Origin of the sequence: Shewanella jiangmenensis (genome assembly GCF_018596335.1) — a bacterium.
Taxonomy (GTDB): domain Bacteria; phylum Pseudomonadota; class Gammaproteobacteria; order Enterobacterales; family Shewanellaceae; genus Shewanella; species Shewanella jiangmenensis.
Window position 1 is genome coordinate 193,988 of sequence record NZ_JAHEPS010000004.1, and the last position, 16,037, is coordinate 210,024.

The window sequence follows — 16,037 nt, forward strand, 5'->3', positions numbered from 1 at the left end:
GCCGTTCTGATCAATAACTAGACTTAGGTATTAAACTTCGGCCTCTTTACCGACATCTTTACGGTAAACAAGCAGATACAGCGCAGGCAACACAAACAGCGACAGCAGCGGTGCTGTCACCATGCCGCCCACCATGGGCGCGGCAATCTTTTGCATGACCTCGTTGCCTGAGCCTGCGCCCCACATAATCGGCAGCAGACCAAAGAAGATGGTCGCCACCGTCATGGCTTTAGGGCGAATGCGCATGGCGGCGCCTTCAATCAGGGCTTCACGCAAATCCTGCTCTGAGTTGTACAAGCCTTTGTCTTTGCGATGTTTGATGGCGTTATTGAGGTACACCAGCATCACCACGCCAAACTCGGCGGCAACCCCTGCGAGTGCAATCATACCCACGGCCACGGCAACTGAAATGTTGTAATCGAGCCAGTACAGCAGCCAGGCGCTGCCAACCAGCGCAAATGGCAGGCTGAACATGATCATGGTGGCCTGTTTACCCGAGCCAAATGCCAGCACCAGCAGCACAAAGATAACCGCCAGCGTCATGGGCACCACCTGCTTGAGCTTGGCATCCACCCGCTGCATGTACTCGTATTGACCGGCAAAGCTGTAGCTGTACCTTGGCGGCAGCTTAAGCTCGGCCTCCAGTGCGGCCTTGGCAACATCGATGTATTGGCCGATAGAGGTGCCTTTCATGTCGATAAACACCCAGGAGATCAGGCGACCGTTTTCGCTGAGCAGCATAGGCGGGCCGTCGCTGATTTCGATATCGGCGAGGTTACCCAGCGGCAGGTAGTTGCCGTTTTTGGTCACCACCGGTAGCTCTTTGAGTTTTTGCAGGCTGTCGCGCAGCTCCCTTGGGTAGCGCAGGTTGATGGGGTAGCGTTCCGAGCCCTGTACCGACTCACCTATATTCATGCCGCCGATAGCGTAGCTAACCACGCTCTGGATATCGGAAAGCGTCATGCCATAGCGGGAGGCTACTTCCAGCTTGGGGGTGATGTCGATGTAGCGGCCGCCGCCAACCCGTTCGGCGTAGGCGGATTTGGTGTGTGGCACCTTGGACAGAATCGCTTCCACCTGGGCGCCAATCGCCTGAAGCTCGTTAACATCGGCGCCGGTGATTTTGACCCCGATAGGCGTTTTGATCCCGGTGGACAGCATGTCGATACGGGTCTTGATCGGCTGCACCCAGGCGTTGGTCAGCCCCGGCACCCGCACGGTTTGCTGCAGCTGCTCTATGATGCCCTCAAGCGTCATGCCTTCGCGCCACTCGGCTCGGGGTTTGAGCATAATGGTGGTTTCCAGCATGGTGAGCGGCGCAGGATCTGTTGCCGTTTCGGCGCGGCCGATTTTGCCAAATACCCGCGCTACTTCCGGCACGGTTTTGATTAATCGGTCGGTTTGCTGCAGTACCTCGGCGGCCTTACCAGCGCTGATGCCGGGCAGGGCGGTTGGCATGTACAGCAGGTCGCCTTCTTCAAGCTCTGGCATAAACTCGCTGCCCATGCGGCTTGCGGGATACCAGACGCTGGCGGCGGCCAGCACCGCAATCAGCACCGTCATCTTGGGATAATCGAGCACCAGCCGCAGCACGGGTTTATACAGGGCAATCAATACCCTGCTGACCGGATTACTCTCTTCCGACGGAATTTTACCGCGAATAAAGTAGCCCATCAGCACAGGCACCAGAGTAATGGCCAGAATCGCCGCTGCGCCCATGGCAAAGGTCTTGGTGTAGGCAAGCGGCGCAAACAGCCGACCTTCCTGCGCTTCGAGAGCAAACACAGGAATAAAGCTCAAGGTAATGATAAGCAGCGAGAAAAACAGTGCCGGACCCACTTCAATTGAGGCCTCGGTCACCACATTCCAATGCTCTTTTACGCTTGGGTCGCGGCCATGCTCGGCGCGGAAATGTTCCAGATGCTTGTGCAGGTTTTCAATCATTACAATGGCGCCATCCACCACGGCACCAAGCGCAATGGCGATGCCGCCAAGGCTCATGATGTTGGCGTTGATGCCCATGTGATTCATGATGATAAAAGACACCAGAATCGACAGCGGTAGGGTGAAAATTGCCACTAAGGTTGAGCGGGCGTGCAGCAAAAACAGCAAACACACCAGACCCACCACAAACATCTCTTCCATCACCTTTTTGGTGAGGTTATTCACCGAGCTTTCAATCAGCTGCGAGCGGTCGTAGGTGGTGACTACTTCGACGCCGTCCGGTAAACCGGATTTGAGCTGTTCGAGCTTGGCCTTGACTGCCTCAATGGTGGCGAGGGCGTTTTCGCCGTAGCGCATCACGATAATGCCGCCAACCACTTCGCCTTCGCCATCAAGCTCGGCAATGCCGCGGCGAGCCTCGGGGCCCTTGCGGACGGTGGCAACGTCTTTGAGCAGCAGCGGTGTACCGGCGCTGGTGGTGATGCCAAGGGGAATGGCACGGAAGTCATCCAGGGTCTGGCGATAGCCCTTGGCGCGCACCATGTATTCGGCTTCGGCCATTTCGACCACGCTGCCGCCAACCTCGTTATTGGCCTTGCTGATGGCGTCGGCCACCGAGGCAATATCAAGCTTGTAAATGGCGAGTTTGTCCGGCTCAAGCACGATTTGGTAGGTCTGCTCCATGCCGCCAACAGTGGCAACTTCCGAGACCCCTTCGACGCTTTGCAGTTCGAGCTTGAGATACCAGTCCTGAAGACTTTTCAGCTGCGACAAATCGAGGCTGCCGCTGCGGTCGACCAGCGCGTACTCGTACACCCAGCCCACGCCGGAGGCATCGGGGCCGAGGGACGGCTCAACGTTGGCCGGCAGGCGGCTGCGCACCTGACTCAAATACTCCAGCACCCGCGAGCGGGCCCAGTAGATGTCGGTGCCGTCTTCAAAAATCACGTACACGTAGGAATCGCCGAACATGGAGTAACCACGCACGGTTTTGGCGCCGGGCACAGACAACATGGCGGTGGACAGCGGATAGGTGACCTGCTCTTCAACCAGCTTGGGCGCCTGCCCCGGGTAGCTGGTCTGGATAATCACCTGCACGTCTGACAGATCCGGCAATGCGTCCAGTGGCGTTTTGCGGATTTCGGCAATACCCCACACCGTTATCATCAGTGACACAACCAGCACCATAAAGCGCTGTCGTATCGACGATTTAATCAAATATTCCAGCATGGTCGGTCTCCTAGTGCTGATGACCGCTGCCAAGGCGCATCAAACTGCCCTTGAGGCTGGCTTCTGAGTCGAGCAGGAACTGGCCTGAGGTTACTACCAGCTCGCCGGCCATCAGGCCCGAGCGGATTTCCGCCTTGCCCTGGGCCATCATGCCCACGCTGACTTCACGGGCTTCAAAGCGGTTATCGGCGGTTTTGACGATCACGCGGTTGTCTTTACCGGTTTGAATAAGGGCTTCCTGCGGGATAACCAGCAAGTCGTGTTTCGGGCCGCCGAAGAGTTCGATTTGTGCCAGTGTGTTGGGGCGCAGCGTCTTGCCGGTGTTGGGCAGTACAATCCGCACCCGCAGGCTGCGGGTCACAGGGTCGAGCTCGGGGTAGATGTAGTCAATGGTGCCTTCAAGGCCGCTTATCTCCATCGCCGGGACCGACACCTTGGCGCTTTGCCCGACTTTCAGCCAGCTTTGCTCATTCTCGAACACATCGGCAATCACCCAGACTTTGCTGAGATCGGCAAGCTCAATCACTTCGGTCATCGGCTGGATATACATGCCGTCACGCACGCTGAGCGCTGTGACTACGCCGTTGTCGCGGGCGTAGAAGGGCACGCGATATTGGGTCTGGCGGGTTTTGGCAAGCTCGCGCACCTGCGCCTGATCCATGCCAAGCAGCTCAAGCCGCAGGCCGGCCTTGCGTACCAGCTCTTTGTAACGCTCACTGTCGCCGGACTTTTTCAGGGTGTCCTGGGCCAGCAAAAAGTCGTCCTGGGCGTTGACCAGCTCAGGGGAATAGATTTCATACAGCAGCTGCCCCTTGGTGACCTTGTCGCCGATGGATTTAATCTGCAGCTTTTCAATCCAGCCGTTCACCCGGGCATGCACGTGGATAAGGTTGCTTTCATCGTAGCCAACCTGGCCGACGGTGCGCACATGTTGCCACAGGGTGCCGGTTTCGGCCTTGGCAACCCGCAGCGCCAGTGCCTGCTGCATATCGCCGGACACATCCACTTCGACCTTCTGGCTGTTGCCCATCTCGACTTTTTCCAGATCCATGCCGCAGATTGGGCAGCTGCCGGGGGTGTCGCTGATGATGTGGGCGTGCATCGGGCAAACGTAGCGCACCTTGGCGCCGTCCATGGGGTTTGCTTCTGCTGGCGATGCCTTGGGTTTATCAAGCACTGCTTTTGCCGCCGCATTGCCCTGATGGGCGCTGTGATCTTCACCGGCTTCGGCGCTGGCCGTGACTTCTTCTTCCTCTTCTTTTTCTACGAGGAACATTTTGCACTTGGGGCAGCGACCCGGCTCATGGCTTTCCACTTCGGGATGCATGGGGCAGGTATAGGTTTTGGCGCTGCTCGCGGTCAGCTGCGCGCCGCTTGCGGATGCGCTGGCGGAGGCACCGGCGCCCGGTACCAGAAACATTTTGCACTTGGGACAGCGGCCGGGCTCATGGCTTTCCACTTCGGGGTGCATGGGGCAGTGATAAAGCTCGTGCTGGCTTGCGGCTTTGGTTGCTTCGCTCGCTTGCTCGCTCGCCTGTACCAGCGCTGGCAATGCCGGACCGAAGGCCAGGCTGGTGCCCAGCAATACGACAGCGGCTTTGTTGTGTTTGTAAGTCATGATTAACCTCATTTCCACCCGTGCCGATTAATGATGGGCGTGCTTAGCCGGTTTTTTCGGACAGTTAGCGCAATGCTCACCCGTGGTCGCAGCCGCTTCCAGATCCATACCACACTTGGGGCATGAATCCCCTGCATTTCCTGTTACTTCAGGGTGCATAGGGCAGTTGTGGGAGGCTTTGGCTTCGAGATCCATACCGCACGTGGGGCAAGTATCGCCAGCGGCTCCCGTGACATCAGGATGCATAGGGCAGGCGTGACTGGCGCTTTGCGCCTCGGCGCTCGCGTGGTGCTCGTGGGTTTGCGCAGCAAAAACGCTGACAGACAGGGTGACAGACAACAGGGCGGCCAAAAACAGGCCAAAAATTGTTTTCATATGGATACTCCACTCGGGCCACACAATGCAGCTGCACTGAGGTTGGCCTTATATTCAAAAAAGCTGAATTAATTGCGTAAATCTAGTGTGAGCGTTCAGGCCTTGGGCGGCTTGAAGGCGGCAGAGGGCGCAATAGAGTGGAAATGAGGTAAAGGCAGGGCCTGCGCCGCTTCGGGAATGAAAGACACAGGCCAGTGTGCCGCGATGGGCAGGCTGACACTGACAGAGATGGTCAGGCAGTGAGAGCAATCTCCTGCACAAAAACCACCGCCATTACAACAGGAGGGGCTGTCTTGGTCGGGAAGCATAGACATACTCCCGTCTTCGCAGCAGTGGCTTTGCGCGGCCATTTCGCCGTGGCAGGCCATCGCGGAACTGTCCATCATCGAAGCCATGTCGTCCTGCATCACCATAGCATGGCCATTGGACACCAGTGCCTGACCCACAAGGGCAAGCAAGGTGAACAGCACCAGCAGTGGCTTTTTAAGCAGGTTGGACATAAGTACCTCAAACCATGGACAGACCGAGTTTAACATATCCCGTACGCAGTGTGTTGACTCAATTCACAATAATGCCAACACAGCTGCGTCGGGCTGCTGGGCTCGTCAGTGGGATTTCGCCATCCAGGCCATCAGCGCGGCATGGTCCATCAGGGTGGTGGTGGACTCTTTACCGTCGCGGCTTAAGGTCACTTCGGGCCGTTTGAGGAAGCTTCGTCCCTGCTCAATGGTCTTTACCGGCGGCAGCTTGATGCTGAGCGCCTGCTCATCGCCTACGGTGAGCTGCACATAAAGCGGACCTGAGCGCAGCCACTGGCCTGAGTCTTCGGCATTGACTGCGTAATAGTCGGCAAACTTAAGCTCCAGCAAATGTTCTCCTGGTGCGAGCTCGGGCGAGCCGGTTTGCGGCTTGCTGCCATCAACGGCGGCGACTGTCATGTTGGAAGGCAGTTTGAGCTGCGCCGCCTCGGCAAAGCCTATGGCAAACAGTGACAGTGATGCGGCAATCAGCAGGGTTTGGATTGATGTTTTCATGGTAATTCTCCTTGGGCGCACAAGGGCTGCGCCCGTTTTCAGGCTAAGTAAGGCAATTAAAGCGAGACAAACAAAATGTCAGAAAGACAAATTGTCTGGTGCGACTTGTACTTAGCTGAAATCAGGAGGGGGTGACTGTAACTGCGGGGTGAACGAGCGAACGCTCCATGGCGCCGTGGCAATGGCATTGTCGCTAAGATTTTGCGCTTGCAGCAAAGGTGCGGCAGTGGGCAGCGAGCTTGCGCTGGCGCAGTGTTTTACGCAGGAGCCGTCGTCTGTGTCTTCGCCCATCTTGTTGCAATGGGCGGCGCAGGCGTTTGTGTCGGTCATGGGGTGCATGTCGGCGCTCGAATCTCGCAGCTCTGCCGTGCCAGCGTGAATTTGCGCCTTGCCGGATTGGATTTGCATAGCCTGCATTTCAGGCGCTGTCGCAAGCTGCTGGGTAGCCGGAAGCGGCGCTGCGAACAATCCGGCCGGCAGCAGAGCTTGTGCCAGCAACGAGACTATCAGCGTTAGCTTTAGCAACAACTTCAGCGCCAGAGACGGCTTTCCTGAACCCATGTCATGCTCCAAATGGTTGACACCAGAGTAGACCTGCGTTTGGCTTAAAAAGTTCCTCACTTCGAATTGTTCTGCGACTTTTTATTGATTCTAAAGCAAATTTTGTGGCGTAACGCACAGAGCTTTCCTTGCCAGCCGCCTATTATTACTTTAGCTTCAGATGTTGGAACGCAGGTGCAGAGAATATTTGGTGGGCAAAATCAGAGCTTGATCCCAATCCCGTACAAAACTTGGGGCGACGCTCAAAAATCCCGTGTGGCATCAAATTTCCAGCGCCAAAATTACCCTACTATGGGCCTACTAAAAAAATAACCCGAATTTGGAGATAGAGTGATGAACTGGCGTGCACTATTCAAACCCAGCGCAAAATACTCAATATTTGCCTTGTTACTGGTAGGTATTGTAGTGGGCGTAGTGGGTTACTTTGCGACTCAAACCACCTTGCATATGACAAGTACAGACGAGTTCTGTATGACCTGTCACAGCAACCATTCACTGAAAACTGAAGTGTTGGAATCTGCCCACGGCAACAACAAAAACGGTATTGTTGTGCAGTGTCAGCAGTGTCACATCGCCCAGGAACCTTTTGCTTACCTGAAGAAGAAAATCATCGTATCCAAGGACGTTATCGGCTTCCTGACCATCGATGGCTTCAACACTCAGGAATGGCTCGAGGCTAACCGTAAAGAGCAGGCCGATCTGGCCCGTGATTACCTGCGTGCCATCGACTCCTCAACCTGTCAGAACTGTCACAATCGTATTTACGAGAACCAGTCTGAGAACATGAGCAAGATGGCGGTGCGCATGCACAGCAACAACTTCAAGAAAGATCCTGCCGAGCGCAAGACCTGTATCGACTGCCACAAGGGCGTAGCCCACCCTTATCCGAAGAGCTGATAAGGCCTGAGCAGTCAAAAGCCCCGCGATGCGGGGCTTTTTGTTTTCAGTGATTTTTGTTTTCAGTGACTTTTTGTTTTCAGTGAATGTATGTCAGCCTATCCATTATTGCCGCTCAGGGGCGGCGTGCTTCGGCGGCATAATGGGCCATGGCTTTGGCGCGGTATTCGAGCAGCGCAAACACACCAAAGGCAAACACATTCAGGTAATCGCGGCCGTTAAGCGGCATCAGTTTTTTGAACAGCAGATGAAACACCCCAAGCTGCATCAGGTGCATCAGTACTGTGATGGCAAACAGAATAGTCAGCAGAGTGCCGATGTCGCCGCCCAGAGGTGATATCAGGTTGTAGCCCATCATGGCCCAGGCGCCGAGGGTGATAAGTTTTCCCGCCAGAATCATCCATTTCATTGTGCCGGTTCTCCCTGATCGTTGTTTGAGGCTTCGTTGTTTGAAGCGTCGGTGCCATCAACTGTGCTGCCAACATATTGCAGCAGGCGGTAGCACACCTGGCCTGCAAGCTTATGTTTAAGCTCATCAAAACCCGCCGGCAGCGGCAGGGCGGCGAGTTCGGCTTCGGTCTCAAGATAAACCAGCGCGTCTGGCTTGAGCCAGTTGTGGGCCGTGAGCAGCGCCAGGGTTTGGGGCGCCAGGTCTTTACGAAACGGCGGGTCGATAAACACGATATCAAAGCCTTCATCGCAGCCAGCGGCCAGCAGCGACAGGGTATCGCCGTTGATGACCTCGGCCGAGTCGCACTTGAGGGTGGCAAGATTGGCCTTGAGCTGGTTGGCGGCATCCCGCTGCAGCTCAAAAATTTTGGCGAAGGCGGCATAGCGCGACAAGGCTTCCAGCGCCAGCGCGCCGCTGCCACCAAAGCAGTCGAGCACCCGCGCCCGGGGCAGGTCGGATGCAATCCAGTTGAACAGGGTTTCCCGCACCCGGTCGGTGGTCGGCCTCAGGCCCTCAAGATCCTTGATTGGCAGCTTGCGCGAGCGCCACTGGCCGCCGATGATCCGCACCTGACCCGAGCCCATGGCGGCCGATGTTTTGGACTTGGCTGCAGCGCTGCGTCCGGCAGATGAATGATTTCTGCTCATTGAGTCCCCGTCATTTTGCCCGAAGAAAGAAAGTGGTAGACTAGGCCACCCCGTAAAAGGCCGTCATTTTAACGTAAAGCGTATCCCCAGGGATACCTTCGAGGCAGGCCCGGAATGACCGATGAAGCCAACGGCTTCGCAAAGGGCCCCCGCGCCACCACACACCGGTACCACAGATGTCAAAGAAAGGTTTTTTCTCCTGGTTCCGCAGGGACAAGGATGATGCGGCCGCACAGCAGGCCGAGGCAGAGCGCGCTCTAGCCGAAAAAGCGCTGGCAGAACGTCAGGCAGCAGAAGCGGCCGAAGCAGAAGCCATTAAAGCGGCAGAAGCAGCAGAAGCGGAAGCCGCCCGTCTCGAGGCAGAACGTCTTGAGGCCGAGCGTCTTGAGGCAGAACGAGTTGCTGCCGAGCAGGCCGCCCGCCTGGAAGCCGAGCGTATTGCCGCAGAGCAGGAAGCTACTCGTCTTGAAGTCGCTCGTCTCGAAGCAGAGCGTGCCGCTGCCGAAGCTTTGGCTTTAGAGCAAGCCGATGCCGCCCGCGCCGAAGCCGCCCGAGTTGAAGCAGCCCGAGTTGAAGCAGAACAAATCGAAGCTGAGCGCCTTGCCGCTGAGCAAGAAGCTGCCCGTCTTGACGCAGAGCGCATCGAAGCCGAACGTATTGCCGCTGAGCGGGCCGCTCGTCTCGAAGCAGAGCGTATCGAAGCGGAACATGTTGAAGCTCAGCGTATTGCAGCTGAGCAGGAAGCTGCTCGCCTTGAAGCTGAGCGCCTTGTCGCCGAAGCAGCGGACGCCGCCCGTGCAGCCGAGGTGGCTCGTGAAGAAGCCGCTCGTGAAGATGCTGCTGCCGAACAAGCCGAAGTACAGCCTGAGCCTCAGGCCAAGCCGGTGAAGGAGGGCTTCTTTGCCCGCCTCAAGCGCGGTTTGCTGCGCACCAGCGAAAACATCGGCAGCGGCTTTATCGGCCTGTTCCGAGGTAAAAAGATTGATGATGAGCTGTTTGACGAGCTTGAAGAGCAGCTGCTGATCGCCGATGTGGGCGTTGAGACCACTTCAAAGCTCATCAAGAGCCTGACCGAGCACGCCAGCCGCCGACAGCTCAAAGACGCCGAGGCCCTGTACGAACTGCTGCGGGATGAAATGCACCGCACCCTCGAGCCTGTCAGCGTGCCGCTGGTGCCGGAAAATGCCGCCGGTCCTTATGTCATCTTGATGGTGGGCGTAAACGGCGTGGGCAAGACCACCACTATCGGTAAGCTCGCCAAGCAGTATCAAAGCCAGGGCAAGAGCGTGATGCTGGCCGCCGGTGATACCTTCCGCGCCGCAGCGGTTGAGCAGCTGCAGGTGTGGGGCCAGCGCAACAACATTCCCGTGGTGGCGCAGCATACCGGCGCCGACAGTGCTTCGGTGCTGTTCGATGCGCTGCAATCGGCCAAGGCCAAGGGCATAGATGTGCTGATTTGCGACACCGCCGGTCGTCTGCAGAACAAAAACCATCTGATGGAAGAGCTGAAAAAAGTGGTGCGGGTCATGAAGAAGCTCGACGAGAGCGCCCCCCACGAAGTGATGCTGACTCTGGATGCCAGCACAGGCCAGAATGCCATCAGTCAGGCCAAGCTGTTCCAGGAGGCCGTGGGCGTTACCGGTATCTCCATTACCAAGCTTGATGGCACCGCCAAGGGCGGGGTTATCTTTGCCATTGCCGATAAATTTGGTATTCCTATCCGATACATAGGTGTTGGCGAGCAGATCGACGACCTGCGGGTGTTTAATTCCCGCGACTTTATCGATGCCCTGTTCAGTCAGGAGAAGGCGGACAATTAATTCATGATCAGATTTGAGCAGGTCAGTAAAATCTACACCGGCGGCCAGAAAGCACTGGCCGACGTGAATTTTCATCTGCGTCGCGGCGAAATGGCGTTTCTCACCGGCCATTCCGGTGCCGGCAAGAGTACCCTGCTCAAACTGATCACCGTGATTGAACGCGCCAGCGCCGGCAAGGTGTATATCAACGGCCACGATATCGCCAATATCAGTCGCCGCCATGTGCCTTACCTGCGCCGCGAAATCGGTATGATCTTCCAGAATCACCACCTGCTGATGGACCGCAGCGTGTTTGACAACGTGGCGCTGCCGCTGGTGATTGAGGGCTTCAGCCACGGCGAAGTGAAAAAACGCGTTGCGGCTGCGCTCGACATGGTCGGTCTGTACGGCAAAGAGCGCCACAACCCCATTATGCTGTCCGGCGGTGAGCAGCAGCGGGTGGGCATTGCCCGCGCCATCGTCAATAAGCCAGCCTTGCTGCTTGCCGACGAGCCCACGGGTAACCTCGACCCCAAGCTGTCGATGGATATTTTGCGGCTGTTTGAAACCTTTAACGACGCTGGCACCAGCGTGCTGATCGCCACCCACGATTTGGGGCTGATTGCGCGGATGAAATACCGTACTTTGACCCTGCGTCAGGGGCGGATGCTCGGCGCGCGGGAAATCGGCGAGCCACTGCGCCGCGGCGAATAAGGAATCCAAGATGCGCGAACACGGTGAATTGACCCGCAGCAAGCTGCCCATCAGCGGCCAGATAGTGATGTTCTTTATCCGCCATATTCAGCAGGGCATGGCCAGCATTGGTGAGCTGTGGCGTAACCCTGTGTCATCGCTGATGACCATGGCGGTGCTGGGGGTGAGTTTAAGCCTGCCAGCCGCGCTGCAGGTGTTGGTGAAAAACGCCGATACCATCACCCAATCCTGGAGTGATGCCGCTGAAATTTCGCTGTTTATTGAAGAAGGCCGTAACGAACAGGCCGTTCAAAGCCTGGTGAGCCGCATCAAGGGCTACAGCGAAGTCGCCGAGGTGCATTACATCAATAAAGATGAGGCGCTGGCCGAGTTTCAGCAGCTCTCGGGCTTTGGGGAGGCGCTGTCCTACCTTGAAACCAACCCGCTGCCAGCAGTGGTGACCGTTATCCCAACCGACAAATACTCCAGCCCCGATGGCGCCAAGATGCTGCTGTCGAAGCTTGAAAAAGAGCAGGACGTTAACCACGGCCGCCTTAATATCGAGTGGCTCGAGCGGCTGCAGGCACTGATCCGTTTGCTGGAGCGCACCGTATTTGCCATTGCCGCGCTGTTGGTGCTGGCGGTGGTGCTGATTATCGGTAATACCATTCGCCTTGCCATCATGAACCGTCGCAGCGAAATCGAGGTGATGAAGCTGGTGGGCGCCACCGAAGCTTTTATTCAACGGCCGTTTTTGTACACCGGCATCTGGTACGGCATTATCGGCGGCATTCTGGCGTGGATCATCATCAACCTGCTGGTGTGGTATCTCGATGGTGCTATTGCTGATCTGCTGGGGCTGTACGACAGCAGTCTGGAAATGGCGTCGTTAAGCTTTACCGAGCTGTTGCAGCTGGTGTTTTTGGCCTCGTTCCTCGGCTGGTTTGGTTCGTACCTGTCGGTACGCCAACATCTGCGCGCCATCGAGCCCTCCTGAGCTGGCCTCATCCCTACGGGCATAGGTGGTGTAAAAGTGAACGTTTGTTCACTTGTGTTGTCGAATCTGTGGGTACAAACTGTCGGGCAGGCGAGTGTGGAGCGAATGTCCACGCCAGCCCCGTGCTTGACATGACATGTCAGATGGCCGATAGTTCAACAGCCCATCCGGGTGCCAAGGCGCCCGAATACACAGGCTCAAGTGAGAAGTAATCAGGAGTACCAATGACTGGACAAACGCAATCAATGGCGCTGATGGTCCCCCAGGGAGCCAGTAGCCTTGAAGCTTATATTCACTCGGTCAACAGCATGCCCATGCTGGAGGCGGAGCAGGAGTATCAGCTCGCCAAGCGTTTGCAGGAAACCGGTGACCTGCAGGCCGCTAAGCAGCTGATTATGTCCCACCTGCGCTTTGTGGTGCACGTAGCCAAGAGTTACTCAGGCTACGGTCTGCCACAGGCCGACCTTATTCAGGAAGGCAACATTGGCCTGATGAAGGCCGTCAAGCGTTTCGACCCCGATGTAGGCGTGCGACTGGTGTCGTTTGCCGTGCACTGGATCAAGGCCGAAATCCACGAATACGTACTTAAAAACTGGCGTATCGTTAAGGTCGCTACCACCAAGGCACAGCGCAAGCTGTTCTTTAATCTGCGCAAGGCCAAACAGCGTCTGGGCTGGTTTTCAGACGATGAAGTGGCCATGGTGGCAGAAAACCTTGGCGTGACCAAAGAAGATGTGACCGAGATGGAGTCGCGTATGGCGGCTCAGGATCAGGCCTTCGACCTGCTGAACGACCACGACGACGATGAAGGTTTCGCGCCGGTGCATTATCTGGAAGATCACTCTTCCGATCTGGCCGCCAACATCGAAAACGACAACTGGGAATCCAATGCCCAGACCCGACTGCTGTCTGCCATCAAGACCCTCGATGAGCGCAGCCAGCACATTCTGCGCGCCCGCTGGCTGGATGATGACAAGATCACCTTGCAGGAGCTGGCCGAGCAGTATCAGGTGTCGGCCGAGCGTATTCGTCAGCTCGAAAAGAACGCCATGAACAAACTCAAGGCTTGCATGGAGCTGTAATGCTCTGCAGACCCAAGGCTGCCGCGGCAGCAATAAAAAACCGGCCAAGTGCCGGTTTTTTTTATCGTGTTGCCAATGGCTTATTCCAAATCTATTTGCGGCTTTGATGTGATGCCGCCAGCGCCGCCGCTATCACCTGTTTGCGTGGGACTTTAAGCCCCACGGCCGCCACCTCCGGCCAGGGCAGATAACTGCGCGGGCGCTTAAAACGGGCGATGCGGGTTTGTAAGAATGCGTCCAGCGCATCGGGGCTTGGCATAACGGCCGCAGCTTTAATGATGGCATGGGGCAGGGCGCCAAACCTGGGGTCTGGCGCGGGAAAAACTATCGCTTCGACTATGTCCGGGTGCTGACACAGCGCCGCCTCCACCTCTTCGGGCTGCAGATTTTCGCCGCCGCAGATAAACATATTATCCAACCGGCCTTCGACCTTAAGTTTCAGCGCGCCGTCATCGTCTATCCAGCTGCCCCTGTCTTTACTGGCAAACCAGCCATCCGGCGTCAGTGGCCGTTCTACGCCGTTTGGGGTGAGGTAGCCCAAAAATAAGCTGTCGCCCCGCAGCAGAATTTGTCCGTCTTCAATTTTTAGCTCGCGTCCTGGCAACAGGCTACCGCTGTGGCCCTCGCTGTTGGCGGCGCCGCTGGTCACCTGCGAGCTCATCTCGGTGAGGCCGTAGCTGCAAAAGGCCTTAATGCCGAGCGCAAGCAGGCGCTCCTGCATGGCCGATGGCATGGCACCGCCGCCAAGCAGCAGCGCCTTGACCGGCGCCAATAACTGCGGGGTTTCGAGCAGCGTAGCGAGCTGCGCAGCTACCAGTGACACATGGGTGGGTTTAAGCTGCGCGAGACTGTCTGCGACTGAGCCTTCTGCCAACACCACTGCCGCGCCGCCGTGGGCGCAGCGGTTCAAAATCGCGATGCCGCCGATATGAAACAGTGGCAGCGACAGCAACCAGCCATCGCCGGGGACGAGTGGGATAAGGCTTGCCGCGCCCTCGGCGCTGGCGATGTGATTATTCAGGCTGTGCAGCGCCGCCTTGGGCGCGCCGCTGGAGCCCGAGGTGAGCACTAAGTTGACCGGCGCATGCCAGTCAAGCTCGCTCGCTGGGATGCCCGTCGCCTGTACTGCGTCGCTTGGACAGAAGCGTGGCAGGCTGGGGAGAAGTGGTTTGTTGGCGTCATCGCCGATTTCAGCCTCCTCGCCGACAAACACCGCATCTATGCCAAGGCGGTTTGCCAATTCTTCAAGCTGCGCCGCTGGAAAGCGCCACGACAGCGGGCAAAAGAGCACGCCTGCTTCGATGCAGCCCCAATAGAGCAGCACCTGCGCCGCGCTGTTTGGGCCGATAACGGCGAGACGGCGAATGCCCCTTGCCTTGAGCTCACCCGCAATGGCAAGGGCGCGCGCGGCGAGGTCGCGGTAGCTGAGGCAAAGCTGATTTGAGCGCAACGCCTCGACATGGGGCAAGCGCCTTGCAGTTTGCTGCAGCGGCGACAGCGCCCTGTCAGTCTTAACAGCTAACTCTGCCATCTCATTCACCACCGTCATCCGGTCATCCCCGTCATCAAAGCCGTTTTTGATCAAAGCATTCTTTGATCAAAGCCTTTTTTAATCAAAGCAGCGATGCGCCGATTTCGGCGCCCTGAATATCGCTGGGGGCATCCGGCATCAGCCGCCTGGCCTTGCCGCTTGGCACCACGCAGTCCACTTCAAAGGCATCCAGGGTATCGAGTCCGGGCGCTTCGTCGGGAGTGACAGCGGCGGCAAAGCGCGCCAGTGCGTCTATCCCGAGGGAGGACTCGAGGCTTGAGCTTATCACGCAGCGAAGACCGCGCTCATGGGCCTCATCAATCAGCGCCTGCACTCTGGCGGGTGAGCCAAGCAGCATCGGCTTCAGGATGAGTGCCCTGAGGCCGCTCGCCTGAACATCATCAGGAAAATGAAAGTTATCCAGCGACAGCGACTCATCGAGGGAAAAGTGAATGCCGGTGGCGCGGAACAGTGCGCCGTGATCGTGCTCATTCAGGCAAGGCTCTTCAATATAATCAATGGCATCGGCTGGCAGGCAGGCGCAAAAGTCGATGGCCTGCTCAAGGCTGAAGCCCTGATTGGCATCGAGCCTGAGTTTAAGGTCTGGCCTTGCTGCCAGCACCCCGTGCACCAGCTTAAGCTCGGTTTCCATCGAGGTTTGCGCTACTTTGATTTTGACAAAGCGGGTTGTTGGCGAAAGCCTGGCGACCCGGGCGGTCAGGGCGTCTACCGGCTCGTCTTGCTGCAGGTACATCAAGGGCACAGATGCCTTTGGCTTGGCCGCTGGCAGTTGTCCCTGCAAGGTTGCGGCTATAACCCCAAGCCCCCAGCCGACGGCCGGCAAGGGCGCGGTGTCGGCGGCCTGTTCCAGCGCTTCGAGGCTGTGGATGCCGGGCAGATGCGACAAGAGCCACTCGCGGCAGTCGTCAAGGGACTCCTGGCTGAAGCCCATGATGGGCGCGCCGTCCATATCAAGCCCTGACAGAGGCGCGATGTCGGCAAATGCCTGCAAGGGCCTGGCGCTGGCATCTGCATTGGTATCGGCTAGCGTAGCGACCAGCACCAGCCCTTGGCGCTCACTGATGCGCTGCTTGCCCACAGGTAAGGGGCGCGACAGCGGAATGCGGTAAGGATGAAGCGTAAAACTGAGTTCTGACATAGAGTTAACCCCAAATTGA

The 16,037-nt window shown here is 57.4% G+C and carries 15 protein-coding genes; 5 read left to right on the forward strand and 10 right to left on the reverse strand.

Going from position 1 to position 16,037, the window contains the following annotated elements; translation table 11 throughout:
- Positions 1 to 30 precede the first annotated feature (30 nt).
- The 6 genes from KJI95_RS11830 to KJI95_RS11855 all read right to left on the reverse strand — a co-directional run bounded on the left by KJI95_RS11830 (position 31) and on the right by KJI95_RS11855 (position 6,762).
- A complete protein-coding gene (locus tag KJI95_RS11830; RefSeq protein WP_214507412.1) occupies positions 31 to 3,174 on the reverse strand; it encodes an efflux RND transporter permease subunit in 3,144 nt (1,047 codons plus the stop codon).
- A 10-nt stretch (positions 3,175 to 3,184) separates the two neighbouring features.
- Positions 3,185 to 4,792 carry an efflux RND transporter periplasmic adaptor subunit gene (locus tag KJI95_RS11835; protein ID WP_214507413.1) on the reverse strand — a complete coding sequence of 536 codons (1,608 nt, stop codon included), beginning with the start codon at positions 4,790 to 4,792 and terminating at the stop codon, positions 3,185 to 3,187.
- Positions 4,793 to 4,819: 27 nt separating this feature from the next.
- On the reverse strand, positions 4,820 to 5,167 hold the full coding sequence (locus KJI95_RS11840) for a heavy metal-binding domain-containing protein (protein ID WP_214507414.1): 348 nt from the start codon (positions 5,165 to 5,167) through the stop codon (positions 4,820 to 4,822).
- A gap of 95 nt (positions 5,168 to 5,262) precedes the next feature.
- The gene (locus KJI95_RS11845) at positions 5,263 to 5,667 is read right to left on the reverse strand and encodes a hypothetical protein (RefSeq protein WP_250885793.1); all 405 of its coding nucleotides are present in this window, start codon (positions 5,665 to 5,667) and stop codon (positions 5,263 to 5,265) included.
- A gap of 105 nt (positions 5,668 to 5,772) precedes the next feature.
- Positions 5,773 to 6,201 carry a DUF2057 family protein gene (locus KJI95_RS11850; protein ID WP_214507416.1) on the reverse strand — a complete coding sequence of 143 codons (429 nt, stop codon included), beginning with the start codon at positions 6,199 to 6,201 and terminating at the stop codon, positions 5,773 to 5,775.
- A gap of 111 nt (positions 6,202 to 6,312) precedes the next feature.
- Positions 6,313 to 6,762, reverse strand: a complete 450-nt coding sequence (locus tag KJI95_RS11855) for a hypothetical protein (protein WP_214507417.1) — start codon at positions 6,760 to 6,762, stop codon at positions 6,313 to 6,315.
- A gap of 333 nt (positions 6,763 to 7,095) precedes the next feature.
- Between KJI95_RS11855 and KJI95_RS11860 the strand changes: the two genes are divergently transcribed.
- Positions 7,096 to 7,659, forward strand: coding sequence for a NapC/NirT family cytochrome c (locus KJI95_RS11860; protein WP_214507418.1), 564 nt, complete (start codon positions 7,096 to 7,098; stop codon positions 7,657 to 7,659).
- Between the two features lie 115 nt (positions 7,660 to 7,774).
- On the opposite strand, the gene KJI95_RS11865 is transcribed toward KJI95_RS11860, so the two are convergent.
- Both KJI95_RS11865 and rsmD read right to left on the reverse strand, forming a co-directional pair.
- The gene (locus KJI95_RS11865; RefSeq protein ID WP_214507419.1) at positions 7,775 to 8,068 is read right to left on the reverse strand and encodes a DUF1145 domain-containing protein; all 294 of its coding nucleotides are present in this window, start codon (positions 8,066 to 8,068) and stop codon (positions 7,775 to 7,777) included.
- Positions 8,065 to 8,757 (reverse strand): 16S rRNA (guanine(966)-N(2))-methyltransferase RsmD, encoded by a 693-nt coding sequence (gene rsmD, locus KJI95_RS11870; RefSeq protein WP_214507420.1) that lies wholly within the window; start codon positions 8,755 to 8,757, stop codon positions 8,065 to 8,067. Before rsmD ends, KJI95_RS11865 begins: the two co-directional genes overlap by 4 nt.
- 176 nt (positions 8,758 to 8,933) lie before the next feature.
- Here rsmD and ftsY point away from each other — a divergent pair, with 176 nt between their 5' ends.
- The 4 genes from ftsY (at position 8,934) to rpoH (ending at position 13,328) form a co-directional block, all read left to right on the forward strand.
- Positions 8,934 to 10,577 (forward strand): signal recognition particle-docking protein FtsY, encoded by a 1,644-nt coding sequence (gene ftsY / locus KJI95_RS11875; protein ID WP_214507421.1) that lies wholly within the window; start codon positions 8,934 to 8,936, stop codon positions 10,575 to 10,577.
- A gap of 3 nt (positions 10,578 to 10,580) precedes the next feature.
- Positions 10,581 to 11,270, forward strand: coding sequence for a cell division ATP-binding protein FtsE (gene ftsE, locus KJI95_RS11880; protein ID WP_214507422.1), 690 nt, complete (start codon positions 10,581 to 10,583; stop codon positions 11,268 to 11,270).
- Positions 11,271 to 11,280: 10 nt separating this feature from the next.
- Positions 11,281 to 12,246, forward strand: coding sequence for a permease-like cell division protein FtsX (gene ftsX, locus KJI95_RS11885; protein WP_214507423.1), 966 nt, complete (start codon positions 11,281 to 11,283; stop codon positions 12,244 to 12,246).
- A gap of 224 nt (positions 12,247 to 12,470) precedes the next feature.
- A complete protein-coding gene (gene rpoH / locus KJI95_RS11890; RefSeq protein WP_214507424.1) occupies positions 12,471 to 13,328 on the forward strand; it encodes an RNA polymerase sigma factor RpoH in 858 nt (285 codons plus the stop codon).
- Between the two features lie 91 nt (positions 13,329 to 13,419).
- Here rpoH and KJI95_RS11895 read toward each other — a convergent pair whose 3' ends face one another.
- Positions 13,420 to 14,859: an AMP-binding protein gene (locus KJI95_RS11895; protein WP_214507425.1), complete on the reverse strand. Its 1,440-nt coding sequence runs from the start codon at positions 14,857 to 14,859 to the stop codon at positions 13,420 to 13,422.
- 82 nt (positions 14,860 to 14,941) lie between these two features.
- Positions 14,942 to 16,018, reverse strand: coding sequence for an o-succinylbenzoate synthase (menC, locus tag KJI95_RS11900; RefSeq protein ID WP_214507426.1), 1,077 nt, complete (start codon positions 16,016 to 16,018; stop codon positions 14,942 to 14,944).
- Between the last annotated feature and the right edge of the window lie 19 nt (positions 16,019 to 16,037).